This is a genomic window from Amycolatopsis anabasis, from assembly GCF_009765355.1.
In the GTDB taxonomy this organism is placed as follows: Bacteria; Actinomycetota; Actinomycetes; order Mycobacteriales; family Pseudonocardiaceae; genus Amycolatopsis; species Amycolatopsis anabasis.
This window is the reverse complement of the sequence record NZ_VTHK01000001.1, coordinates 209,425-233,828: the sequence shown is the minus strand read 5'-3', so window position 1 is coordinate 233,828 and position 24,404 is coordinate 209,425. Positions and strand designations below refer to the sequence as shown.

General features: G+C 66.1%; 25 protein-coding genes. 2 read left to right on the top strand and 23 right to left on the bottom strand.

The window, feature by feature from the left end:
• The first annotated feature begins 258 nt into the window (after positions 1-258).
• Both FXO23_RS52620 and FXO23_RS01205 read left to right on the top strand, forming a co-directional pair.
• On the top strand, positions 259-564 hold the full coding sequence (locus FXO23_RS52620; RefSeq protein WP_158879594.1) for a PadR family transcriptional regulator: 306 nt from the start codon (positions 259-261) through the stop codon (positions 562-564).
• A complete protein-coding gene (locus FXO23_RS01205) occupies positions 561-1,634 on the top strand; it encodes a hypothetical protein (RefSeq protein WP_246256809.1) in 1,074 nt (357 codons plus the stop codon). The genes FXO23_RS52620 and FXO23_RS01205 overlap by 4 nt, the downstream gene beginning before the upstream one ends.
• A gap of 61 nt (positions 1,635-1,695) precedes the next feature.
• Here the strand turns inward: FXO23_RS01205 and FXO23_RS01200 are convergent, their stop codons facing one another.
• The 23 genes from FXO23_RS01200 to FXO23_RS01090 all read right to left on the bottom strand — a co-directional run bounded on the left by FXO23_RS01200 (position 1,696) and on the right by FXO23_RS01090 (position 24,343).
• Positions 1,696-2,583: a nucleoside triphosphate pyrophosphohydrolase family protein gene (locus tag FXO23_RS01200; protein ID WP_158879593.1), complete on the bottom strand. Its 888-nt coding sequence runs from the start codon at positions 2,581-2,583 to the stop codon at positions 1,696-1,698.
• On the bottom strand, positions 2,580-3,326 hold the full coding sequence (locus FXO23_RS01195; RefSeq protein ID WP_158879592.1) for a C1 family peptidase: 747 nt from the start codon (positions 3,324-3,326) through the stop codon (positions 2,580-2,582). Before FXO23_RS01195 ends, FXO23_RS01200 begins: the two co-directional genes overlap by 4 nt.
• Positions 3,323-4,693, bottom strand: a complete 1,371-nt coding sequence (locus FXO23_RS01190; RefSeq protein WP_158879591.1) for an ImmA/IrrE family metallo-endopeptidase — start codon at positions 4,691-4,693, stop codon at positions 3,323-3,325. Before FXO23_RS01190 ends, FXO23_RS01195 begins: the two co-directional genes overlap by 4 nt.
• Positions 4,690-5,145, bottom strand: coding sequence for a helix-turn-helix transcriptional regulator (locus tag FXO23_RS01185; RefSeq protein ID WP_158879590.1), 456 nt, complete (start codon positions 5,143-5,145; stop codon positions 4,690-4,692). The genes FXO23_RS01190 and FXO23_RS01185 overlap by 4 nt, the downstream gene beginning before the upstream one ends.
• A complete protein-coding gene (locus tag FXO23_RS01180; RefSeq protein ID WP_158879589.1) occupies positions 5,129-5,527 on the bottom strand; it encodes a holo-ACP synthase in 399 nt (132 codons plus the stop codon). The genes FXO23_RS01185 and FXO23_RS01180 overlap by 17 nt, the downstream gene beginning before the upstream one ends.
• A complete protein-coding gene (locus FXO23_RS01175) occupies positions 5,524-6,405 on the bottom strand; it encodes a thymidylate synthase family protein (protein WP_158879588.1) in 882 nt (293 codons plus the stop codon). The genes FXO23_RS01180 and FXO23_RS01175 overlap by 4 nt, the downstream gene beginning before the upstream one ends.
• Positions 6,402-6,812 carry an acyl carrier protein gene (locus FXO23_RS01170; RefSeq protein WP_158879587.1) on the bottom strand — a complete coding sequence of 137 codons (411 nt, stop codon included), beginning with the start codon at positions 6,810-6,812 and terminating at the stop codon, positions 6,402-6,404. Before FXO23_RS01170 ends, FXO23_RS01175 begins: the two co-directional genes overlap by 4 nt.
• Before the next feature lie 375 nt (positions 6,813-7,187).
• Complete coding sequence (locus tag FXO23_RS01165) at positions 7,188-7,790, bottom strand: dTMP kinase (RefSeq protein ID WP_158879586.1); 603 nt, start codon at positions 7,788-7,790, stop codon at positions 7,188-7,190.
• A gap of 21 nt (positions 7,791-7,811) precedes the next feature.
• Positions 7,812-8,867, bottom strand: a complete 1,056-nt coding sequence (locus FXO23_RS01160; RefSeq protein WP_218951868.1) for a nucleotide kinase domain-containing protein — start codon at positions 8,865-8,867, stop codon at positions 7,812-7,814.
• A gap of 426 nt (positions 8,868-9,293) precedes the next feature.
• The gene (locus FXO23_RS01155) at positions 9,294-12,236 is read right to left on the bottom strand and encodes a TniQ family protein (protein WP_281356463.1); all 2,943 of its coding nucleotides are present in this window, start codon (positions 12,234-12,236) and stop codon (positions 9,294-9,296) included.
• Complete coding sequence (locus tag FXO23_RS01150; RefSeq protein ID WP_158879584.1) at positions 12,233-13,396, bottom strand: ATP-binding protein; 1,164 nt, start codon at positions 13,394-13,396, stop codon at positions 12,233-12,235. Before FXO23_RS01150 ends, FXO23_RS01155 begins: the two co-directional genes overlap by 4 nt.
• On the bottom strand, positions 13,393-15,546 hold the full coding sequence (locus tag FXO23_RS01145) for a Mu transposase C-terminal domain-containing protein (RefSeq protein ID WP_158879583.1): 2,154 nt from the start codon (positions 15,544-15,546) through the stop codon (positions 13,393-13,395). Before FXO23_RS01145 ends, FXO23_RS01150 begins: the two co-directional genes overlap by 4 nt.
• Positions 15,546-16,274 carry a TnsA-like heteromeric transposase endonuclease subunit gene (locus FXO23_RS01140; protein ID WP_218951867.1) on the bottom strand — a complete coding sequence of 243 codons (729 nt, stop codon included), beginning with the start codon at positions 16,272-16,274 and terminating at the stop codon, positions 15,546-15,548. The genes FXO23_RS01145 and FXO23_RS01140 overlap by 1 nt, the downstream gene beginning before the upstream one ends.
• Positions 16,275-16,499: 225 nt before the next feature.
• The gene (gene dnaB, locus FXO23_RS01135) at positions 16,500-17,903 is read right to left on the bottom strand and encodes a replicative DNA helicase (protein WP_158879582.1); all 1,404 of its coding nucleotides are present in this window, start codon (positions 17,901-17,903) and stop codon (positions 16,500-16,502) included.
• A gap of 384 nt (positions 17,904-18,287) precedes the next feature.
• Positions 18,288-19,121, bottom strand: a complete 834-nt coding sequence (locus tag FXO23_RS01130) for an ESX secretion-associated protein EspG (protein ID WP_158879581.1) — start codon at positions 19,119-19,121, stop codon at positions 18,288-18,290.
• Between the two features lie 40 nt (positions 19,122-19,161).
• Positions 19,162-20,502 (bottom strand): hypothetical protein, encoded by a 1,341-nt coding sequence (locus tag FXO23_RS01125; RefSeq protein ID WP_158879580.1) that lies wholly within the window; start codon positions 20,500-20,502, stop codon positions 19,162-19,164.
• Positions 20,503-20,594: 92 nt separating this feature from the next.
• Positions 20,595-21,200 (bottom strand): DUF3558 domain-containing protein, encoded by a 606-nt coding sequence (locus tag FXO23_RS01120; protein ID WP_158879579.1) that lies wholly within the window; start codon positions 21,198-21,200, stop codon positions 20,595-20,597.
• Entirely contained in the window at positions 21,197-21,577 is a 381-nt protein-coding gene (locus FXO23_RS01115) for a hypothetical protein (RefSeq protein WP_158879578.1), read from the bottom strand. Before FXO23_RS01115 ends, FXO23_RS01120 begins: the two co-directional genes overlap by 4 nt.
• Positions 21,578-21,768: 191 nt before the next feature.
• Positions 21,769-22,227, bottom strand: a complete 459-nt coding sequence (gene rplI / locus FXO23_RS01110; protein WP_158879577.1) for a 50S ribosomal protein L9 — start codon at positions 22,225-22,227, stop codon at positions 21,769-21,771.
• A gap of 14 nt (positions 22,228-22,241) precedes the next feature.
• On the bottom strand, positions 22,242-22,490 hold the full coding sequence (gene rpsR / locus FXO23_RS01105) for a 30S ribosomal protein S18 (RefSeq protein ID WP_020669136.1): 249 nt from the start codon (positions 22,488-22,490) through the stop codon (positions 22,242-22,244).
• A gap of 34 nt (positions 22,491-22,524) precedes the next feature.
• A complete protein-coding gene (locus tag FXO23_RS01100) occupies positions 22,525-23,019 on the bottom strand; it encodes a single-stranded DNA-binding protein (RefSeq protein WP_158879576.1) in 495 nt (164 codons plus the stop codon).
• 11 nt (positions 23,020-23,030) lie between these two features.
• Positions 23,031-23,378, bottom strand: a complete 348-nt coding sequence (rpsF, locus tag FXO23_RS01095) for a 30S ribosomal protein S6 (RefSeq protein ID WP_179956639.1) — start codon at positions 23,376-23,378, stop codon at positions 23,031-23,033.
• Positions 23,379-23,458: 80 nt separating this feature from the next.
• A complete protein-coding gene (locus FXO23_RS01090) occupies positions 23,459-24,343 on the bottom strand; it encodes a hypothetical protein (RefSeq protein WP_158879575.1) in 885 nt (294 codons plus the stop codon).
• Positions 24,344-24,404 lie beyond the last annotated feature (61 nt).

Below are 24,404 nucleotides of genomic sequence, written 5' to 3'. Positions count from 1 at the left end.
TCCGTGGCATTTCTTCGGCTGCGACCGACCTACCCGCGCTGCATCGAGAGGTGTGCATCGTTGCCGGCAACGTGGTGTCGGCCCAGCAGCCCACGGTGGTCACCGAAAGAAGACTCGGTCGTGGCCGGATGGCGTCGGCCGAGAGCTCGCCGCAGTATGGACGCGCCCCTCGGGGGAAGGTACGCACTACTGCACCGTGTGTCGCTTCGTTGAGGCATACTCCATCCAAGTCTGCACGACATATGTCATACTTGACCGATGCGTATGACGCACGCTTTGGTTCAGTTAGCCGCTGCGCTAATGGCCGCACCGAATGATCGACACTGGGGCTACGAGCTGTCGAAGCGGTCCGGCGTCCGGTCTGGTGCGATGTACCCCCGCCTCACTCAGATGCTTGAGCAGGGCTGGCTGGTGGACGGCTGGGAAACCAGAAAGGAGGCCGGTAGTAGGCCGCCTCGCAGGTATTACACCTTGACAACGAAAGGGAGGGTCGAACTCGGAGCGGTGTTGGCAAGGGCCGAGCGGGACCAGCGGTTTCACGGCGTCAATCTGGGGTTTGCGTGACAAAGGAAGTACTTGACCAGGTGGCCACGTGGGGCTTTTCGACAGTGCTGGCGGCAGCTGTCGTCTTTGGCTTTTTCCCTAAGTTTGTTGTGCACATACTTGTCCTGATCTATCCACGAAACCATCCTCGCCGTCTCGAACTTCTAGCCGAACTGGAGGCGATTCCGTGTAGAAAAAGGCTGGTGTGGGTGGCCGAGCAACTCGCTACGGTTCTCTTCGATGGTATTCCAGCCCGCGTCAGCGACGTGCGGGCTCGGCGTCGAATTCGCGCAAGTAAGACCACGACTAGCACGTTGCAGCGCGCGTCGGTGGTCGAGAAGAGTCGGCGTACGCTCAAGAAGGAGTTCTTTCCCAGCGACGTGTTCGAGGCGACCACCCACCCGGACCCAGCGTTCAACCGGTTGCTGATGGCCGATCTCAACGCGACCGAGAAGTACTTCTTCCGTGGTTTCTCCGGGCAACACGCGGCGGCGCGGCTGTTGCTATCCCGCACGGAACGGGAATCTCGCGTAATCATCGCCGATCCGCGCGATGCCGGCTCGATCAACAGACGCGCTCGTTACCTGCTGCGCCACGGACCGGCGGACGACGATTTCGAACAGATCCAGGCACGGCTCGAGGAGGAGATCAAGATCGGGCTAGTCGGGCTGTTTCTAGCCCGCCACCGGTGTGTGCAGGTCGACATCACTGTGATGGCGGACCCGCCGCTGGATCGGCTGGAGTTGTTCGACGACAGCGTGTGGGTGTCGCTCCACGGCGACCAGCACGCCGTGACCGAGGTGTACCCGCGGACGCTGCGGTTCACCGAGGCCTCCTTCATCTATAACATGGAACGGGCCGATTTTCTCCGTATATCGCAGGCGCCCACCGGTCGTCACTTCCGTATCACGCCTGCGACCACGCGGGAGGATTTCCTGGCCCTATCCAAGACGATCACCGGTGTCGTGTTGTCGGACGAGCAGTTCCGCGAGCTGGAAGTGAAATTCGACGCGTTCATGGCGGACTTCTCTCCAGATGTCGAGTTAGGGGCCGAGCTTTCTCATATGCCTGCCCCTCAAACAGGTGCTTAACACGCCCACCGAAACACCATGCGCACCGGACCGGAGGAATTCGGAGTCAGCGGTGTGCAGTCTACAGTGCTATTCTTTGGTAGGTTAACGTTCGAGCGTGCAGGTCAACGTGGACCGTGCCGCCGCGGTTATCGACTAGGTCGCGAAATACGTGGTAGCCGGCGAGGATCGCGTACTCCCAGTCCTGCGCAGAGCGTCGCGACACCTCAAGGTGTGCCGTCATCGCCTGGCACGCCTTAATAGTTTTAGTGGGGATCATTGTGCTGTTGCGAAAGTAGCTGTGGGCCCGGGCGGCGGAGAACACGTAGGCGCTCACGCCCTCCTCTACGGCGATGGCACGGCCGCCGTCCTGCACACGGTCCACGTCGCGGTCGGTGCTGCGCTTGACTCGCAGAAGGCTGCGCATCACCGGTGACCACCCAAGCACTGCCATGTGTGCGAGGTGGAATACGTCGTGGTAGCGGTACTCGTCGTCATCATCGCTGTTGTCGTCGAGTGGATCGCCGATGGGGCTGCTGCCGCGGTGGATGTGCACGACACGTACCGGTGAGCTGCCGCGGTTGTGCGCGACCCTCTCGGTGAATGTCACGTCGAGGGTGCGCGGGAGTTTTTCATGGTCCGCGACGTGGTCGTCGAATAGCGGATGTGGAGGTGGCGTGACCGGACGCAGGAACCGCTCGCGTGTCTTGCGGACGTTATCTGTGAGGATTTCCTCCAGACTTAGGTTGCAGCGCCGCGCTAAGGCTGTCGCATACCAAAACAGGTCCCCTAGCTCTTCACGCACTTCCTCGGAGAATGCCCGGTAACCGGTGCCGTCGCGCCGGTTCTTCTTGTACTCGGCCACGAGACTGCCGACCTCACCAGCCAGCCCCAGCATTGGGAGAACCAGATCGTCTGAGGCGAGCACATCGGTGTCGACGACTGTCTGTTCATAGTCGGTGAGGTTCATCGCACTCCTAACTCCACCACTGCGGCTTGCGGTACGAACGCGACCAGGTAGGCCATCGGCAGCCAGCAGTAGCCACCCAGGCCCCAGTACTCTCCCCAGCTGTTGCGGATGAGCAGGCGGCGGCCCCGCAGCGGATCGGTGGCCGCGCCTACACACAGCACCGCGTGGTAGCCCCCGGGCTGGGCCCGAAGGTCCGGCAATTCCACGTGCCCGTCGTCGTTGGGGACGGCGAATTGTTCAGTCACCTCGACCAGGAGGATGACCGGCGCGCCCGCCGCGAGTTCGTCCTCGACACGGTCCTCGACACCGTCGTGGGCCAGCCGCAATTGCCGGATGGTGGCCGTGGACCATGGCGGCGCGCCCGCTGTCGGGGGCGGGGGTTCAGTGCCGCTGCCCAGGGCGGGGTTGTAAGGCCAGTGATCCAGCGGCGGCTGCCCGAGGTCGGACACTGCTGTTGCGGCGTCGGTCAGGAGCATGCCGTCGTTGCCGGTTTGGCCTCGTTCACTGCAGTACCACCAGATCGCCTCCGGAGCGAAAGGCTCCGGTGGTACGTCGGGGCGTGATCGGGTGGCCTCGTGGCCCCCGGCGACGGCGAAAGCCACGCACAGCGGGCGCGGGCCCTGCGACACGACGTCGGGGGCGAGCAGGCCGCGCAGGTCGACGTCGGGACGAGTCAGGGACGCGGCCAGGCGCGCGGCGCGTGCGGCGGGGCCTCTATTGCTGGTCGAGAACTGTGCGGTCACCGGTCCGTCTCATCCTCTACGCGTGGATCGGTGCTGTCGGTGTCCTCGTCAACTACGTCCTCCTCGCCGAGGTCCACCTGCAGCAAGCGACGTCTGTTCACCACCTCCGGGGACGGCTCGACGGTGGCCTCTACAGTGAAGGTGGCCGCTGGCGCGCTGGCCGGGTCGTGGGGCGCCGCGTAGTACAGCAGGTAGGTGAAACGTCCCTCTGCTTGCGCCTGTAGGACGAGCCATCGTCGTCCAGTCGCCCCAATCCGGGTGGCTTCGGGATCGGAGGGCGCAACGGCCGCGTTCTCCGTTGCCGACGCGGCCGGGTCGTCGGTCGTTGGCGAGGGCACGGCGCCAGCGATGGCGCGCCGGAGCCTCGCGGCACTACGGGTGTCGAGGTCGTTCCCGTCCGCTTGGTATTCGTCGGACACGACCAATAGCTCGTCGTGGGGGCCAGCGTCGGCCATGGGCGTCTGCTGAGCATCGGAGTTGGATTGTGATGCCGGTGGCAGCAGCGCCAATGCGGCGGCCACGTCGGCGCCCGTTCGTCGAACCTCGGTGGTCGGGGCCGACCCAATCGCGTGTGGCGAGGTTGGAGGTGCAAAAGCGGGCGGAGCCGGGCGTGCCCGCAAGGTCGATCGTCGCGCGTTCGCCTCGGCGTCGAGCCAGCGGAAGCCGGTCGTACGATTCTCCGGCAGCCCGATCACGATCTCGTCGTCGATAGCAACCTCGACCCTGTGATGCAGCGACCGCTCGTCGACCGGCCACACGTCCGCCCTGCCATTGCGAGGTCGGTGCCCGTGGGCGAGTTGTTTCTTAATGCTCAACGGCGGCACGCCTAGCAGGGCCTCACGTTCATGGCCGGTGATGAGCCGCAAATTGTCCATCTGACGTATCGCCGCCTCGTAGCTGACGTGCATGTCACGTGCGATCAGGTACGCTTCGACCGGGCTCGGGGGCGTACCGGTACGCACGCCGTAACGGCTCGCCGTGCCGTGGACTAGCGACGGGGGCATCAGGAAGTACGAGGCGAACCACTGTGCGAGCTGTTCACGCTCGGTCCCGCCGTAATGGAACACGTCAGCCTCGGTGTCGAACGCGGTGGGGTTGTGGTCGATGCTCCAGTGCGCGATCTCGTGCGCGGCGGTGTAACGCTGGACCGTCGGCGGCCGCTCAGTAGTGATCATGATGCCTCCGGCGGGCAGTACCACCCCAAGAAGCGACGCAAGCGGCTGGAACACCAACCACAAGTCGAGACGGTCGATCGCGGCGAAGACATCGACCGGCCGGTCTTGATCGATGTCCAGCTCGTCCAGCAGTTCTGCGGCCGCTTGCAGGGCACGGCGGCGGCGACTAAGTGACGGTGAGGGGGCCATCATGGCGCCGATGAACGGGGTGAGTGCTGAGGTCCCTGGGTGAACGACGCAGGCGCCTGACGTCGCCGTCCAGCATCCGAGGGTGGGCCGTCCGCGGCGGCGAGAAACTGTGCGAAGCGCAGTACCTGCTGCTTGTCCCCATCAGACAGATCTGCGGTGGCCCTGTAGAGCGCATTGTCGACTTCGGCGGCGTCATTCTCCTCGCCGAGTAGCCACTGCACGCTCCTGCGGTATAGCCGGGCCAGCCGCCGTAACTCCAGGGCGGTCACATTACGACGGCCCGCCTCCATCGCGATAACACTGGTGCGGGGAATGCCCAGAACTCCGGCGACGTCGTCCTGTGTCAGCCCCAGTGTCTCGCGCCCGGTCCGCAACTGCCGACCAACCAGCTGTTGCTCGGTCGGCTGCTGCTCGGAGCCGCCATGGCCTTCGCGTGCATCACCGGTGTTGTTCATGGGGCGTACTTCCTATTCCAACGACGAAGGCGAGGGCCCAACGGTCCTCGTGGGTGAGTGAAACCGACCAGGTGTCGAGTCGGAGCTCGTGGGCCCGCGCCTCGGCATGACCTCGCAGCAGCAGCGTGGGCATCTGGCCTTCGCCAGCGACGACCTCGACCTCCAACGGGCTGACCTGACCGATTCCCCGGTCCAGCGCCTTCATCGTGGCCTCTTTCGCCGCCCATCGCGATGCCAGCCGGTCGGGGCGGTCCGCGCAGTACAATCGTTCTGCGGCGGTCCACGAACTCTCCAGGAACTCTGCCCCCGATAGCTCGATCATCCGCGTCAGCCGTTCCACGTCGACCATGTCGACACCGGTTCGCAGCAGTATCGCAGTCATCCCGACACTACCTGTGATCGGGCAGAGTCGATCAGTGCGGCAACGCCGCGCCTGCCACCCGCGAACTCTTCTTGGGTGTCGGCCAGAGTGGCCAGCACAGCGAGCTCACCAACGTCGAACCCGGTCTGCTGAGCTAGGAATTCCAGCAGCCGGGCTAGACCGAGCATGTTTCCGTAGGCCTTGGTGACAAGGTACTGGTGGCGGTACACCGCGAGCATGCTGAGTTTGCTGTCCAGCAGGGTCAGGTCGATGTGCACCAGGCACGGGAAACCCCGCTGCCTGCGGTCGGTCGGGGCATACACCTGCAGCCCCACGTCGCCCATGTCCGCAGATTCGGGCTCCGCCGGATCAGCTTCACCGCCGATCGCGATGTCGGAGAGGTTGTAACGCTGGTTGCCCTTTCGTCGCTGGTCGCGAAGGTATTTCACCCGGTCGGCCAGCTGGTTGACGCCCTTAGCCTGTTTTCCAGGCCAGCTGACCATTCGGCCGAAGTACGTGCCGGCCTTATTGCCGTCCGCGCTGCACAACACGTCCAGCATCCCGCTGTAGGCGCCGTAGAGGTCGGCCGCGGCCGCATCCAGGATCGCGGCCTGGCCCGCATCGAGGTCTGGGGACCAAGTCAGGTTCATGTCGCGGTAGAGATCGCGGGGGAATATCGTGTTGGCGACCGTCTCCACCGCGTATACGGTCGTTCCCTTGCGCTTCCCAGGGACCAGCAATTTGTCGACTACCGCGCGGATGGCTGGGTCTTCGGGTGCCAGCGGCTCCACCACGGTGGTGAGGACGTTCGTCCGTCGCCCGCCGCTGTTGTGCACGAGTTCCAGCGTCCGTAGCCACGCTTCGCCGATATTGCCTGCAGGGTCCACGAAGTCACTCATGCCGCACCAGCCACGTCGATCGGGACGATGGCCTGCTGGATCAGCTGCGCGACGCCGCCGACGCTGCGCAAGCTCTCGTTGTCGACCTCTGAGAGCCGCACCAGGCGTCGCTTGAATGCCTTGCCGACGGTTGAGATCACCCACACCGCGGTCATGCTGTCGAGTGCCAGGGTGCCGTCTGTGTATGGCGCGCCCTCGGTCACCTCCTGCAGAGGTCGGCGACGCAGGCACGCCAGCATCTCCAGGATTTCCTTGCCAAGTTCCTCCCGGTTCATCGCCTGCAGGGCGACCGGGTCCAGGTTGATGGCGCTCGGCTGAAGATCGGCGACGTCCGGCACTGGTTGAGCTGTGTCCGGCGACGGGAAGAACAGCGGAGCACCCGAGGTACCCTCCATGTTCTCTGCCATGACATGAGTGTCGGATAATCCGACATCTGTTGTCAAGGGTGCTTCTGGGGTGATCTGGCGGGGGCCGTGCAGTCTGCGCGGACCAGCTCCGCAGTCACGCCAGGCGAAGACCTTCCGCGTAGGTCGACCGCCGAATAGCTTCCGTATACGCGCGATCAGCGCTTAGTAACTACTGTGCCCGGTGCGCTCTCCCACTTCCAGCCAAACTCCGGGCTCGGTCGTTCGTCGCCACGGCCCCGACGCCTGTCAATCCTCGCGATGCCGTACAGGCCGCGGTTCATCCATGCACCGTCTTTTGAGCCGCAGAAAGGTTGACGTCGGCAGAGCGGAGCCTGCACGTATGGCGTGGGGGCTCGGATGACGCGGACGGTCGTGCTACTGGAGAAGGCCCGAATCACGCAGCCGGGAAAGAAGGAAGTCGGTCGTCTCGTCCTGGGCACTGGGCGGCACCTCGACCGTGACGGAGGCGTGTTGTGCGGCGAGCTGGTGGTAACCGCGGCTCACGTCTTCGCGATTGAGGTCGTCGTGCGCGTACGGCGTGGTGAACAGGAAAATCAGGTCGGCGGGCTGGCTCGACCAGATCGCGTCGATCATGCCGAAGAAAGCGGACTCGCTTACGCCCAGGTCAGCAAGATGTCCACCATGCCAACCGTAGGCCACCGTGGACCACCACCACCGATCGAGCACCACGCCGCCGTGCTGGCGCGCGTCGGCCAGTGCCGCGATGTTCTCGGCATGACAGGCCATGTGCAGCAATTGCCGTGCCAACGCCGAGGTGATCGGCTCCCGTTCGGTGAGCTGGTAGATGTTCTCCGTCAGTCCGGTCAGTCCCGACGGCATATGCGTGAACACCGGCGCGGGAGCGTTCCAGTCCAACCCGCCTAACCGTCGCAACTGGGTCGATTTGCCGCTGCGGTCCAGGCCTTCCAACACCACCAGGCAGCCACGCCGCAGGTGCATCGCGCGACGTAGCGTCATCTCTACCCCGTCCGCTTGATGTCAGGTCTGGAGGTTCCACTTCGGAGGGAACCACGCGACGACCGGCTCGGCGACTGGCTCGAACAGCTGTTTGATCCGGCTGCGACCGCTGTGGCCCGCGATGTCAGGGTGAGCCACACGTGCGTACTTGTCTACTTCACAGAACAAGTTCTGGCAGTCGATCAGCTGCAATGGACGGCCGTACAGGCCCGAGAAGTCCAGGCCCAGGCGGTCGAAGTGCTCATGTTGATGATCGGCCATGTATGCGATGACGTCGGCTTCGATGCCATCAGACGCCGGTCCGAAGCATTTGCGGATGCCGTCGCGCGCCCCGGGGCCGGGCACCACGAACTCCATCTCGTCGAAGTCGAAGGCCGCAGAGTAATTCAGATCGATCGCGAACTGGTAACTGAGAAAGTCGCCCATCGCCGGAAAGGTTCGCAACACCTGGAACGCTCCTCGTAGCGATCCGCCGTCCGCGATCTGGCCGCCGATACCACTGGTCATCATCAGCTCCAGCAGCCGCAGGTGGTTGCTGTGCTTGCGGTCGGCACCTAGGGGTGGTGGCGGCACCACATAAGCCGCAGAGTACAGCTTGTGTCCCCTGGCGAAGGCATGACTGAGAACGTTGTCGTAGGCGGCGTAGTCGAACTGCTCCCACGAGATCTCGCCGAATGCCTCCTGCAGCATCTGCCAGGTGGATACGCGGTTGAACATCTTGAACAGCAACGTCCGGAACACCACCTCTTCCAGCTGCTGTGAACCCTGGTAGGAGACGTGACGTATCAGGTACTGGCTCACCCGATCGGCAGCTCGATAACAATTGGTAAAGCGGTGGCGCTGCAAGATCGGGTCGTTGGTCCATGGCCCTGGCGCACCGGCCAGACGGGCCAAGTAGATCGCGTGGCGCATCGCGGCGAAACGCCAATACGTGTCGAACACCGCCGTCGGTCGCAACGTCCGTCCCGCGACACGGATAGTCGACGGGGGTAGCCCCACCCCGTTTTTAGCCTCTGCGGCCATCGTCAGACCAGACAGTTCATCTAGGTGTCGTGTGCTGGTGACCGCAGATCCCATTACTGAGCTCCTCCACATCCAGCGTGACGCGATCCGCGTCACACGTCACACTATACTGGTGCATGGCTCAGGGGACGAGGCGTTGCGGGCACGGTCGTCGGCCGTATTCGGCAATCGCTATGTCGCCGAGGTAGTGATTGCGATCGTGGCTCTGGCCCCGGTGTCGGAGAGCCGCGTTACGGTCCGCATGATTGCCCAGCGTGCTGGGCTTACTGACAGCCTCGTGCGACCGGTGGTGAAGCGCCTGGTTGACGCTGGCCTTCTGGTACCCCGGGAGCAACAACGTCCGCGTGGTCCGAGCTATCACCAGGTCCGAGTGGACCAAGCCGTATGGAAGGCACTCGAGCAGACCTGCCAGCTCCTGTCGAGAAGCAGGTGACTGTCTTCGGTTGTCTCACGACGATGTCGCCAAGATCAAACTGAAACTCAGGGCAATTCGGATGCGGTCTTCGTGGGTACGGTGTCGATGAAAGGTTGAAGGCCTTGCCAGACGCCGTTGGCGGTCCACTGTCGGTAGTAGCTGTGCAGAGTGGCACCGTTGCCGTAGCGGGCTGGGACGCGGCGCCAACCTGTGCCTGTGCGCAGCTTCCAGAGGATTCCATTGATGATCATCCGTCGATGCTGTGGTGGTCTGCCCGTGCTCGACGTGGGAAGTCTTGGTTCGATCCGGCCCCATGCGGTGTTGGTGAGTTCCCCGGGCTGTGGAGGGCCTTCGAGACTGGGGCGCTGGTCTGGGCTCTTCCTCGCGGTGACGGATTCCAAGACGGGATCGCGGATGGGCAGTGCGTCCAAGGCGTCGAGTAAGGCACGGCCAAGGTCGGTGAGTTGGAGTGCCTCGCCTTTGCGCGGGCGCGTGTGTAGAGGGGTTCCGAGGTCACATTCGATGCGAGCGATTTGTGAGGACAGGACCGGCTGCCGCAGGCCGAGGGCTGTGGCAGCCTCGCTGATGGTGCGGAACCGCATTGCTGCTTGGAAACGGCGTAGCCGCGACCAACTACTGGTGCCGTGTACTGCGCGTTGAAGGATCGGCGGGAGGTTGTCCGGGGCCGTGAGTGTCACGGCGGCTGTGCTGGCCGCTCCGCGCGGGCGGAGCGGAATACCGAGTTGCTTGGCGCGCGCGTTCAAACGGGTGACGCTTATTCCTAGTTCTTCGGCCAGGTCACTGAGTGGGCGGCCGCGGTGGAGGTATTGCTCGCGTAGCCAGGCTGCGTCGACGGGGTGTGCGCGATCGGCGGCGTGCTGGATGAGGTCGAACTGGTGTAGGTAGCCCGCGACGAGGGGGCGGGGTAGATCGTTTTCGGCGGCAATCTGGCGTATTGGCTTCCGCTGTGTGACGTGGTGCTCGCGGAGGAAGTCGACGGTCAGCAGATGAGCGGCCCGGTGGCGTGCCTGCGCCGCGGCGAGTTTGGTCCGTGGAGCGGGCTTCAGGCGGCGTGGCATCGGGGCGGTCTGTGGCCGGGCCCTGTGTGCTGCGCGTCGCGATGGCCGGGCAACGGGCAGTGGGTGCTGCTCGAACGCGACGCGCACGTGTTCCAGCGTGGTCCCCAGTTTGACGGCGACCTCCGTCGGCTTCATGCGGCGGACGCAAACGAGGTGCTGAGCGGTGCTGATGTCGATGTCGTCTGGCTCTCGTCCGGGCAGCGTGAGCTTGTCGATGTGGTCGGTGGGTGGTTCCCAGGTCACTGGCTCGTCGATTCCTTTGGCTGCCAGGTAGGTCCTTGCGTACTGATCGAGAGCGGTCAGCAGTGGCGCGGTGAGTGTGAACGGTATTTGGGCGAACGCGGCCAGATGCTGAGCACTTGTCAGGCGCAGGGGTGCAGGGGCGTGCCGGAGTTCGTTTCCCGTGAGCCGCTGGTAGAGGTAACGACGCATCATGAGCAGCCGTGTCTGGGTGCCGGGGTGGGTTGTGGTGGACACACAGATGTCCAGCCAGTCGGCCTCGGGCAGCAGATCGGCGCCGATGACTTCGCGGCGTCGGGCGTAGTCAATGAGGCTTCCGTGTTTGTCGAGGTAGCTGGCGATCTGGCAGAGCGCTGCGAGGGGGCCGTCGCCGCCGTGGCGAATCAGTTTGGCGCAGGTGTAGTGGACGTCGGGTTCCCGCTCGGTGTGCAGCATCTTGATCAAGGGGGCGAATTGGCGCCGGTTAAACCCTGGTAGCAGTAACGCGACTGCCATTGCTGCCCGGAACTTCTCGGTGGAGCGGAAGCCGGTTGGCGGGAGGAATCGGACGGTCCATCCTGGCCAGAGGAGCTGGGGGATGTGCCGGGCTCGGGCGGTGACGTGCCGATCCGCCGGTGGTGGCTGTGGAGTGGAGGTGCAGGATCGGTAGCGCAGGCGGTCGACGGTGCCCAAGCGGGTGTCCATCGCCCGCCAGATGAGCTGCTGAACGCCGGTTGAGCAATTACTCCAACGTTTGCGGACATCGGCCGGGTTGATCAGGTCGACCTGGTCGATGTCGCGATCGATGAGAGTGCGCACGAAGTCGATGGTGGAGTCGTGCTCGGGTTGCTGAAGCAGTCGCGCGGCGCGGCTGAGGGCCGCAGCCGTGACCGCTGCGGACACCGGGGCGAAGGCGCCGTCGTCCTGACTCGTGTGAAGTTCCTGGTCAATCTCCTCGCCGAGGAACAGGAAGTCGCCTGGTCGTGCTCTTCGCAAGATCCAGGACGCCAGACTGCGCAGGTCGTTCAGGACGACTCGGGGCGTGGGATCTGGCCGGGTGTCACCGGCTTCGACGCGGTCCAAGAGTTGGTCAATCCAGGCTTGCGTGTCCAACATCGGACTGCCGAGATCGATCTGCAGGGCCAAGGCCGTGGTCAGATCGGTCCGACACGGATGGCCTCGTTTCGCCATCGGAGTAGGACACAGATGCGGTGGAGTGTCACGGTGGACGGTGATCTTTCCGTAGCGGGTTCGTTTCTGGCACTGTGGGCAGGAGTGCGGTAGCAGCAGGTGATGCCGGGTGCAGGCGAAGGTCCAGGACAGCCGCCAGCGCAGCATCCATCGGCCTCCTCGTTCTTCTAAACATTGCGGGCAGAAGCGAGAGCCTCGGCCTCGTCCCCACAACTGCATGCGGCTGACCGATCGCCGTGTGTCGTTGAGCACCAACGCGTGGCCGTCGTAGCGGCGCAGCGTCATCGCGTGTAGCCGCTGGACCGACAAGCCGGTGATCTGCGCGATGTGCTCCGCTTCCTCGTGATGGAGGTAGACGGTGTGATCAGCAACCTGCTGCCGATAGCTGTGCAGGCCGACCGCCATCAGCATCTGCCCGTAGTCGACACCACATCGGTGGGCATAAGCTTCCAGCCAGGAGTCCAACGGCTCGCTGGGTAGTGGCGCCAGCCGAATCGGCAGCGCGCGTGGCCAGTTCATCCCGCTTTGCGACGGGTTCGCGTGACACGGCTGGTGATTCGTCGGGCATCCATCGCAGCTTCTAGCTCCCGGCGGGCAGTCTCCGCAGCAGCGTCGTTTTTCACACTGTCCAGCAGGTCCTGGCTCAGATGCTCGGCGCGGGTCCGGACAGCTCGCTGGCATCCGCGGTTGATCAGGGTCATCAACGACCCGATATGGCCGGTACTGCGAGCGAACAGGTAGTCGGACAGGTCATCGGCTAGCATCCCGGGGTGCTTCTCCGCCAGCACGAGTCGCTGCTCGATGGCCAGCAGCATCTGCCGCCACTCGTGCCGCCCTTTGTCGGTGTCGATCGTGAAAGGCCGCATGTCCAGCGGGGTGGTGCGCCGGCCGGTCTGCGCCAGTACCGCGTTGGTGTAGGAGTCGCCCTCGGAGAACAGACCGCGTTCGGCCAGGCCGACACCGATGAACACCAGCGTCACCGGGAACTCGTTGGCGATGTACTTGAAGTGGTTGCTGATCTCCACTCCGGATTTCGCCCGCCATCGAAGGAAGTGCAGATCGTCGACAATCAAGACCTTGACCGCGCAGGACAACATGCAATCCAAGGCCCGGTGGGCGAACTGCGCTGTCGTCCCGCTGCTGATTCCGGGGTGTGCGAAGTATTCCAGCATGGCGCGGTTGAAATCTTTCATGCCGGTGTTGCCGGTCAACCCGACCCGGCAGACCGGCCACCGCTCATGGCCCTGCTCGGTGAACTCACCCTCCTCGGCGACTTCTCGCAGATGGAACTGCTTGGCGAATGACAGCACCGAGGTCGTCTTGCCCAGCCCGGGGAACGCGTCGATCGCGATCGCGCCCTTGGCCTTGTCCCCGTCCTGGACGTTGCTGTCCACGATGTCCCACAAATCCTCGTGCAACTCGGCCAGCTGCGGGGTTTTGATCGGGCCGAGGTTGGCGTGCCAGATACGCCGCTGCTTGTTGTAGTCGACGAGCGCGTCATCACCGAGCCGCCGGAGGTCCTTGGTGGTCAGCTGCTTAGGTTGGCGGCGGGTGGAGGCTTCGACGAAGCGGCGCCAGCCTTCCTTGCGTGCCAGGGTGAGGTTGTCCAGCTGAGCGTTGCCTTCCGCTGAGGGGCCCTCGCCCTTGGGCGGTTGCCCGTGGCGTGGTGTGCGGTTCACACGTCCTCCAGGGCATCGGCGTAGAAGTCGTCTTCGATCTCCAGGGCTTCGAGGTCGTCGGCGTCGTCGTCGCCCATCTCCGCCACCGGTTCGTCGTCCACGGCCGTCAGCACTTCACAGGATGCTGTACTGGCCGCCAGCACGCGCGCCACCGACGGCAACGCCGACACCGCCGGCTCCTGGCTCTCCTCGGGCAGGTCGATCGTGGCTTGCTCACGGGACAGCCGTAGCGCCATCCGCCGCTCCGGCAACGTCTTGCCCAGCCCGACGTTCCACCGCTCGAACAAGTCGGCAACCGCGAGCTTGTCGTCGGGATAGGTGTACTTGGACGCGGCCAGTCTGCGCGCGAACAGCAGCGCGTCCTCGCTCAACGGCATCTCCAACGACGGTGCGTGCTCCCACGCAAGGGTGTGCCATCTGCGTGGGGTGTCCAGGTCCCGGAAGTAGACGCGGGTGATGTCGTCCGGGTCCACCTGCACCGGCCACCGCCCCTCACCCTTCCCCGTGTAGGGGCTGGTCTCGTGCTCATAATCCTTGAGCACAGGGCCGTTGTAGCGGCGGCCGTCGATCTCCACCCCGTAATGCTGGATCGTGCGCCACTTGGTCTTGAGGAACTCGTAGCCCAGGTCCGGATCGCGGGGCACCTCGAGGTAGCCCGCCCGTTCCATCCCGTGCTCGAACATCATCGCCGGGGACATCTTCAGTTTCGGCAGATGCGAGTCCAGCAAACTCGAATGCGGCCGGTGGTGATAGACGGTCGCCACCCACTCCCGGATGATCGCTTCGAGTTCGTCGAGGAAGAAGAACGCGTCCGCCTCCGGAGCGAGCCCGCGAGAGTGGACGTCCGGGCCTTTGTAACCCGGCAGCGCCTGCAACAGGTCCTCGCGCAAGGTGCGAAAGAAACGCTCCACCGGCCCCTTGTCCCGGCCCGTGCGCAACCGGGCCGGCTGGATCGAGATCCCCATCCGTCGACACACACTGGTCAAATGCTCCGAGACGTAGATCTTGCCGTGATCGACCACGATCGTCTCCGGCGCCATCGCTGGCCCCGCCGCGCCAGGTCGTTCGATCGCGGCCGGGTCCATCAGCACCGCCTGCGGGATCCCGTGTTCGGGCCAGACCGCATACTCCGGCCACTCCGCCCCCGCCGGGCGCGGCCGAAAGACCTGGTAGAGCACGGATGCCGCGTCCACCGACTTCGTTGACACTGGGGTCAGCCTCAGCCCGACGACACAGCGGTCGTACCAGTCCATCGCGACCGTCAGCTCGGAGTTGATCCATCGCAGCGTGACCGGATCCAGCGCGAACGCATCCAGTCGCGTGGAATCCATCAACACGTACTCCCCCGGCCTCGTCGGCCGCAGTTTTCCGTAAGCCTCGGCCGGCCGGTCAGCAATGTCCCGGTTCCGCTTGGTACTCAACCGAAACGTCGGATGCCGACGCTCCAACCCCTCCAACACCCGAAACGCCGTCGTCCGACTCGGCAATCGCACCGCATCCGACCCGAACCTCGCAGTGATCCGCGCGTTGGCCCGGTCAATGACCATCGTCCGCGACGGCCTCGACTCCCCAGTGTGCTCGACCATCACCTCCAGTGCTGTCTCCACCCACCGCTCGTCGGTTCGCCCAAGCGGCTCGCTCGCCCCACGCTCCCTCTTGGGAGCCAGCCCGGCTTCGCCGTCTCGGCGGAAGTCAGCAATCCAGCGTTTGAGGGTGCGCAGTCCTATTCCAAGCTCGGCCGCCTTCGACTCATATCTGGTCGTCGCCGACAGATGAGGCGCGTATTCGGGACGAGGCTCACTCGCGGCAGCGAGTTCGGCTGTGCCGGACCGGTAGCCGGTAAGTACCTCCCGCACGTGCTCAGCACGCTCCAGCACGCGTTGTCGCTCGGAGTCGGTCAACTCGGCCAGCACCACGGTCGCCGTGTCCTCGGGATCATCTGCGGCAGGTCCAGGCCCGCTCGGGATGACCCGAGCACGGTCAGAGGTCAACAGTTCCCGCAGCGACACCCGAACGATCCGGCGCCCCGTGGCGTTCTTGAGCACAACCTCGTTGCCCGCAGTCGTGCTCAACAGTTCCACGACCTCGACGACCTCGCCGTCGTAGTGAAATCGGGTCCCCACACCAACCCGCACCGCAGTGCTGCTCACTATGACCTCCTCAGCACATGCCCAAGGCTCAATGGTCGAGTCAAATCGACCGTGAAATGCTGCTGCCACAACAGGTGCAGCACGGCCGACCGCACCAACGCCTTTGGCCGCTTCGGCAGGGCCCGAAATGCTGTCCCCAACGTGGCCCCGACCAGGTCTGTCGCGCACAGTTCGTCGAGCACCTCCTGATCGACCAACCAGGCGCGGCGATATCCCGCCAGGAACCGTATGTTCTCCAACTCCGCTTGCGGGGGTTCGCTCCACACTTCGTATCGCCAGCCACGCGACTCCACCGCCCGTTTCGTCCACGCGAACGTGAATGCGTTCTCAGGCTTGGCGACCCGATGCTGCGGCTTCACGTCCACGACGACCGGCCCGGCGTCGGTAAGCAACAGGTAGTCCGGGATGTGCTTGTGCAGGCCCCCATCGACGTCAGCTCGCAAGAGGAATGGCTGGGCAATGATGCGCCGCACCGACACATCGAAGTCAGCGAACAACAACCGCGCCAGTTCCAGCCGCGATTCGTAGATCACAAGATCGTTTTCGGTGGCCGACCAGAAGCTGCCGGAGTAGTGCTTCTGGCCTTTGTGCCAACGAAAAGTCCGCCACGGTACCGCCGAACTCAACAGACCAACATCCACGTCCACCCACGGACAGACCAACTCTGTGTCTTTGGCCGAACGCCGGACATGCACAGATACCGAGCAGGGGTCGGCCACCGCCACCATGGGCTTTCCTCCCGCCTATGGTCGGTGAGGTACCGGAGTGGCCACAGGTACACCGCCTGCGGCGACGAGGTGGCGAGCTCGGGCGGCGAGTCGACGACACCACCCGAACGGCCCAGCGGATCAGAACGGCCGACGGCGAGTCTCGCTTGGATGGCACAAGTGCCATCCAAGTGCCAAGATCATCGAGAAAGTGTCATCGATTCTGGGACCCTACAAGCTGACCGCCTAGCCCTGGGCGAGGTCGGCGAAGCGGCTGTAGTGCAGCTGGTGGGCGACCACGATCGTGCTGGTCGGGCCGGCGCGGTGCTTGGCCAGGATCAGGTCGGCCTCGCCCGCGCGCGGGTCGTCGCGTTCCCAGGCGTCCGGCCGGTTGATCAGGATGACCATGTCGGCGTCCTGCTCCAGGGAGCCGGACTCGCGCAGGTCCGACAGCATCGGCCGCTTGTCGGTGCGCTGTTCCGGGCCGCGGTTCAGCTGGCTGATCGCGATGACCGGGACCTCGATCTCCTTGGCCAGCAGCTTGAGCTGCCGGGAGAACTCGGAGACCTCCTGCTGCCGCGATTCGACGCGCTTCCCGGAGGTCATCAGCTGCATGTAGTCGACGACCACCAGCTTGAGGTCGTTGCGCTGCTTGAGCCGCCGCGCCTTCGCCCGGATCTCCATCATGGTCATGTTCGGCGAGTCGTCGATGAACAGCGGCGCCTCGCTGATCTCGCTCATCCGCCGCGCCAGCCGGGTCCAGTCGTCGTCGGACATCCGGCCACCGCGCATGTCCGCGAGCCGGATCCGGGCCTCGGCCGACAGCATGCGCATGACGATCTCGGTGCGGCTCATCTCCAGCGAGAAGATGACGCTGGTCATGCCGTGCTTGATCGAACACGACCGCGCGAAGTCCAGGCCCAGGGTCGACTTCCCGACACCGGGCCGCGCGGCGACGATGACCATCTGGCCGGCGTGCAGGCCGTTGGTCACCTCGTCCAGGTCCATGAACCCGGTGGGGATGCCCTGCGCGGTGCCGCCGCGGGACGCGATCGCGTCGATCTCGTCCATGGTCGGCTGCAGCAGCTCTTCCAGGGCGACGTAGTCCTCGCTGGTCCGCCGCTCGGTGACCTCGTAGATCGCGGCCTGCGCGCGGTCGACGACCTCGTTGATGTCGGCGCCCTCGTTGTTGTTCGCGCCGTAGCCGTACTGGACGATCCGGGTCCCGGCCTCGACCAGGCGGCGCAGCACCGCCTTCTCCGCGACGATCTCGGCGTAGTAGCCGGCGTTCGCGGCGGTCGGCACGGTGGCGATCAGCGTGTGCAGGTACGGCGCGCCGCCCACCCGGCCCAGCTCGCCGCGGCGTTCCAGCTCGGCGGAGACGGTGATCGGATCGGCCGGTTCGCCGCGGCCGTAGAGGTCGAGGACGCAGTCGTAGACCGCCTGGTGCGCGGGGCGGTAGAAGTCGCCGGGCGACAGCACCTCCACCACGTCGGCGATGGCGTCCTTGGACAGCAGCATGCCGCCGAGCACGGACTGCTCGGCCGCCATGTCCTGGGGTGGCTGGCGTTCGAACTCCCGCGGCCCGGGATCACTCGGGCCGGGGTCGTCCGGTACGTAGCCGGGACCGCGGTCGTCGGTCAGCGCCACCGCTGGGGACACCTCCTCGTTTCGAACACCAGTTCGACTATATCTGCTCCGGACACGGCACGCTAAGTCCCCCATAAGGACCATGGCAAACCGGGTTGGGGACCAGCCTGTGCACTACCTGTGGATGAATCCCGGTAACCCTTCACAGGCTCGCGATCCCCTGTGTACAGCTTGGGGGCAACAACCATCCGATAGTGAGAAATACCAGGTCAGCGCCTGTGTAGAAGCTGTGGAAAACTTTGTTGGAAACCGCTCGGCGTGTCGCGGCGAAGGGCGCGTTCGGCGTGTCGCGCGGCGCGCCGGCGGACCCCGGTGCACGGCGCCTGTGGATGAATGCTACGGACGGTAGACGCGTGACCCGTTGGGCTGAACGGGTGGCCGCCGCTACACCCGGAAGGTCTGCGGTGTTTCCTCGCCGACGGCGTCCGGGGACAGCGCCGCGTAGGCCGCGCGCAGCTTCTCGGCGAGCAGTTGCGGGGTCGCCGGGGTGAACGAGATGAGCGTTTCCCCGCTGCCCGGGACCTCCTCGGTCAGCCAGCGGCCCTCGGTGGTGTCGATGTAGTTCAGCGGCCGGTCCACCCGCTGGCGGGTCCCGCCGCGGCCGCGGGCGGCCACGTACAGGCTGCCGCCGCCGAGCCGGCGCAGCTTGAGCAACCGCCGCAGCTCCTCGGCGTCCTTGCTGCCCGCGCTGGCCTGCCCGCTGCGCAGCACCGTGTAGCCCTCTTCCTGCGCGGTGCTGCTGCTCCGCCCCCCGTCCAGCTCGCTCCGCGGAACCGCGATCGGGCTGCCCCGCCCGGGCGCCAGCTTCGGGATCTGCTCGAGGAAGCCCGCCAGGAGTTCGCTGGGCCGGACCGAGGCCAGGACCACGCCCTCGTGCCGCGGATTGCGGCCGAGCACGAACGCTTCACCGCCCGCGCTGCCGGCGAGCACGGTGTAGTCCACCGCCTTGCCGTCGTAGCCGCCGTTGATCCAGGCGTAGTACTCCACCCGCGGATGCGCCACCGCGTCCAGCGTGGCCGCCAGCCCGGAGTCCATGCCGCGCGGGCCCATCAGGCCGTACTTGGCCAGCTCGGCGTTCGCCTGCTCGTCCTCGGCCCGCTGCGCTTCCTCGCTGTACCAGGTCGGCGTGCCGGCGAGCACGGTGTGCGGTTCGGCGCCACGCCGCCGGATCAGGTTGAGCAGGGTGTCGGTCGTCAACGTGACCTGCTGCTGCAGCACCGTGTGTGTCCCCTTTGGTCCTCGAACGCTCCGGCGGGTGTTACTCGCCGATGACCGGCGGCGCGGTCAGCTCGTCGGTGCCGAACAGCTCGTTCGGGTCGTCGCCGACGAGGAACTTGGCCTGCCGGTCCTCATCTTCCCCGCCTTTGCCGCCGCCCCGGCCGGCACCCATGCCGCCCATCGGCATACCGCCCATCCCGGCGGCCTTGCCCGCGGCGCCCGCCGCACCGGCGCCACCCCGGCCCGCCGCTCCGGCGCCCGCACCCGCGCCACCGGGTGCGGAACCCGTGCTCGCGCCACCCGGGCCGAACCCCGCGCCGCCGGGACCGAAGCCACCGTCCGGACCGAACCCGCCCGCGTCGAGGCCACCCGCACCGCCGGGACCGAACCCGCCCGAACCACCGGGCAGGTTGCTCGAGGGGATCTTGCTCGGCGTGAAGCCCGCGGCGCCGGTGCTGCCGTCGAAGCCGGGGATGTTGCCGGGTTTGTAGTTCCCGCCCGGGATCTCGCCCGGTTTGTAGTTGCCCCCGGGGATGTCGCCGGGCTTGTAGTTGCCACCCGGGATCTCGCCCGGTTTGTAGTTCCCGCCGGGGACCTCACCGGGCTTGTAGTTGCCCCCGGGGATGTTCGGCGTGCCACCCGGCGGGGTGCCGCCTCCCGGCGGGAGGTTCGGCTGACCACCGGGCGGGTAGCCGCCGGGGCCGGGCGGGTAACCGGGCTGCCGCGGGTCCTTCGGATCGGGCTTGCCCTTGTCCTTGCCATCGTCGTCACCGGTGCCGACATCGCCGTCCACCTTGCTGTAGGTGGGCATGCCGTTGGCGTTCGCGGTGCTCGCCTTCACGTACGCGTTGTACGCGTCGACGTTGGCCTGGCCTTTCTTGTTGTAGTCCTCGATCGCGCGGTCGGTGTCGGTGGTCCACGGCGTGATCGAGTTGAGGAAGCTGTTCTGCGGCGGTTCCTTCGGGACCTCCTGCACGTTCGCCTTCACCGTGACGAACGCGCTGTGCTGCTCCCCGAGGTACTTGTCGCTGTCGTTGAGCTTGCCGTGCGAATCGGTCATCCACGCCTTGAGCGGATGCGCGCCGACGTTCTGCGCCTGGGTGCCCGAATCGCCCTTCCAGGCGTCGTCCATGTCCTTGGCGAGGTTGTCGATCGTGGTGATCCGCTGGTCGTAGCAGCCCTTCAACCGGCCCGCGGCCTGCTGGCCCTCACTGATCGAACTCGATCCGGGGCCGGTGACGATCTTCTCCCAGATGTCGTAGCAGTTGATCTTGCGATCGCCTTCGCCCGAGGTGTAGTTGCCGGATTGGTCCCGCGTGGCGTAGGCGGTGGCGCCGTACGCGGCCGCACCCGCGATGATCGGAACGAGAAAAAGCACCATGACGATCAGTCCTTAGGAACGCGCTCGGGCAGCGGTCGACCGCCGCGTGATCTCGGACGCGGCGACCGGCGAGGTGGTTCCGGGCCGGTTCATCACGAACCGCCCTTGAGCGTGGTGACCGCGGCTTCGGCGATCTTCGCGGTCTCCTCGCAGGACTTGGCGACCTGCGGGGAGCCGCCGGAGAAGTAACCCTGGACCAGCATCACCGCCTGGTCGCTCAGGCCGACCCACAGGGTGCAGGAGCCGTCCGAGCGCTGGTCGGAATCCGACCGGAACACGCCCGGGTGCGAGGCGACCGTGGTCTCCTCGAAGTAGGCCGACTGGGCCTTCAGCTCGTAGATGTCGTCCAGGCCGCGGGTGCGGCTCGGGGCGCCCTCGACGCTCACGGTGTTGAACTGGTACTCGGGGTACTTCCAGACGCAGCGGCTCACGTTGTCCGCGGCCTGCTCCGGTTCCCCGGTGGCCAGGCCGAGCCCGGACAGCTGCGAGTCGGCGAGTGCCTTGCACGGGTCGCTGAGCAGCTGGGCCGGGTCGATCGGATCGCTCACCCGCGGGGCGGCGCCCGCGCTCGCCGAACTCGAGCCCGCGGCGCCGGTCGAGGCGCTCGGCTGGCCGGTCTTCTTGTCCGAGCAGCCCGCCAGCACCGCGCCCGCGGCGAGCGCGGTCAGGCCGGCGGCGAGGACGCGACGAGGGTTCATGTGGCCTGGTTGCCCGTCTTGGCGAGGCCCGCCCGGGTGTCCGCCTCGTTGGTGGTGATCTTCTTCTGGGCGTTCTGCAGGGCGGTGATGTAGTCCTCGACGTACTTCAGCATCTGCCCGTTCTGCTCGAGGAACGCCTTGCCGGAGGGGTTGGCGCGCTTCTCCCAGTCGCCGCTGGCGAACTCCTTGCCGGGGGCCTTCACCCCGGCCATCAACTCGGCGTCGCGCTTGTCCTTCAGCAGGTCGTCGTGCAGGTCCTGCCACTTCTTGATGATGTCGCCGAGCTTGTCGGCGTCGAATTCGAAGCCCCCGCTCCCGCCGGGTGCGGGCACCGAGACCTTCCCGTTGGCCGGGCCGCCGTACGGGGCATCACCCATGATCGCCCATCCCCTCGTTCACCCTCAGTGAGATTCTAGTTTCCTGGGGCCGTCAGACGTCGTCAAGCCGATCGATCCGCCCCACCGTCCCAGCTTTTCCGACGTGGGAAGGGGTGCGGGCGTTCCCCGGATAGACGAACGGGGCCGCTCCTCCGATGTCGAAAGAGCGGCCCCGTCCTCGTGGTTCGCGCTTACTGCTTGGCCTTGACCTCGAGCCGGACCGAGGCCTGGACGTCCGGGTGCAGCCGGGCGTTGACCTGGTGCTTGCCGACGGTCTTGATGTGGTCGCGCAGGTCGATGACCCGCTTGTCCAGCACCGGGCCACCGGCGGCCTTGATCGCCGAGATGATGTCCGCGGTGGTCACCGAGCCGAACAGCTTCTTCGAGCCCTCGGCCGCCTTCGCGGACAGCTGGATGGTGCCCAGGCCCTCGAGGGTGGCCTTGACCTCCTTGGCGTGGTCCAGGTCCCGGATGCGGCGGCTCTCCTGAGCGCGGCGGATGGTCCGGACGTTCTTCTCGGCGCCCTTGGTGGCCACGATCGCGTACCCGCGCGGGAGCAGGTAGTTGCGGGCGTAGCCGTCCTTGACCTCGACGATGTCGCCGGGGCCGCCGAGGTTCGCGACGTCAGTGGTCAGAATGATCTTCGCCATGACTCCGTGCCCCCTCAGCGAGCGGTCGAGGTGTAGGGCAGCAGCGCCATCTCACGGGAGTTCTTGACCGCGATCGCGATGTCCCGCTGGTGCTGGCTGCAGTTACCGGTGACCCGGCGAGCCCGGATCTTGCCGCGGTCGGAGATGTACTTCCGCAGCAGGTTGGTGTCCTTGTAGTCGATCGACTCCGGACGGCCCTTCTTCTCGGCCTTGCAGAAAACGCAGACCTTCTTCTTCGGCTTACGAATGGGTGGCTTGGCCACGGTTAACTCCTGGGGTACTTAACAAGTGGTTGGTCTAGAAGGGGGGCTCGTCGGCGAAACCGCCGCCACCACCGCCCGCGGGCGGTGCGGAGCCCCACGGGTCGTCGGCGGGCGCGCCGCCTCCGCCACCCGGGCCGCCGCCGAAACCGCCGCCGCCGCTACCGCGGCTGACCTTGTTCACCTTGGCGGTGGCGTAGCGCAGCGAGGGGCCGATCTCGTCGACCTCGAGCTCGACGACCGTGCGCTTCTCGCCTTCCTTGGTCTCGAACGAGCGCTGCTTGAGCCGCCCCTGCACGACGACGCGCGCACCGCGGGTGAGGCTCTCCGCCACGTTCTCCGCCGCCTGGCGCCAGATGTTGCAGCGCAGGAACAGCGCCTCGCCGTCCTTCCACTCGCCGGACTGGCGGTCGAAGGTGCGGGGGGTGGACGCCACGGTGAAGTTCGCCACGGCCGCGCCGGACGGGGTGAACCGCAGTTCGGGGTCGGCGGTCAGGTTGCCGACGACCGTGATGACGGTGTCTCCTGCCATCGCCTATCGCCTCAGGCTTTCGCGGTCGGCTTGGCTGCGGGCTTCCGAACGAGGCGCGAACCGGGGCGCGGGACCTCGCGGCGCACGACCTTGGTGCGCAGCACGGTCTCCTGCAGCGACAGCTGCCGGTCGAGCTCCTTGACGGCGTCCGGCGTCGAGTTCAGGTCCAGCAGCGCGTAGATGCCCTCGGCGTGCTTCTTGATCTCGTACGCGAGGCGGCGACGGCCCCAGACGTCGACCTTTTCGACGCTGCCGCCGGACGTCCGGATCACGTTGAGAAACGTGTCCAGCGTCGGGGCGACCGTGCGCTCGTCGAGGGTGGGATCGAGGATCACCATGACCTCGTAATGACGCGACACAACCACTCACCTCCTGTGGGCTCAGCGGCCACGGACTGTCCGTGGCAGGAGGGTTGTCCGATCGAGCAGTCTACGTGGCGCTATGCGCGGCGCAGCACCCAGGTGCGGACCAGCGCGGCGGTGACGCCGGCGAGCGCGACGACGGCGAGCAGCATGGGCAGCTGCACGGTGTCGCGCGAGGAGTCGGCGGCCAGCGCGTCGGCCTGCCCGGCGTTGCGCACGTCGGCCTGGCCGGGCGCGGCGTTGCCGTCCTGGCCGAGGATGCCGAACTCGGGCGACTGCTGGCCGGGGATCGGCGCGCCGGTCGGGTACCGCGCGCCGGGCGGCAGGGCGGCACCGGGAGTGGCGGCCGGGATGTTGCTGTAGTCGCGCGGCGGGGCGATGCCACCGGCGCCGGAGCCCGGGAGGCTGCCGCCGGTGCCGGGGGCGGCGGTGCCCGGGCGACCGGGGTGACCGCCGGCAGGCTGCTGCGACGAAGTGGTCGGCGGCACCCAGTTGCTCTGGATGGTCAGCCCGCAGGTCCCGGCGAGCTTGTTCTTGATGAAATTCAGGTTCTCGGTCGGGTTGGTGGCGGGCCACCAACCCAGCGCCGGGTTGCCCTTGATCCGCGCGCCCACCAGCTCGGCGACCTGCGCGCCGCTGAACTGCGTGGTGCCGCTGCCGGGCACGGCCCCGGCCTCGACCGGCCCGCCGTTGTTCACCGCGGTGGCCAGCTTGTCCGGGTCGACACCGTTGAGGACGAACACCTTCTGCTTCGCGGCGCTGCGCACGATCTCGGCGAGCGGGGTGGAGTTGATCGCCACCGCGTCCCCAGGCGAACCGGTGACCCCGCCGGTGCAGTTCGGCGCGAGCTGGGTCGAGGCCGAAGCGGTGCCCCCGGTGAGGAACGCGCTGCCGGTCATGATCGCCGCGATCGCGGCGCCGCCCAGGGCCTTGCGGACGATCCGGGATTGCAGTTTCCGCACGAGCACTTTCCTTCGGTCGTATCGAGGGCAGAAAGGTTCCACGGTAAACAACGAGCCGAGA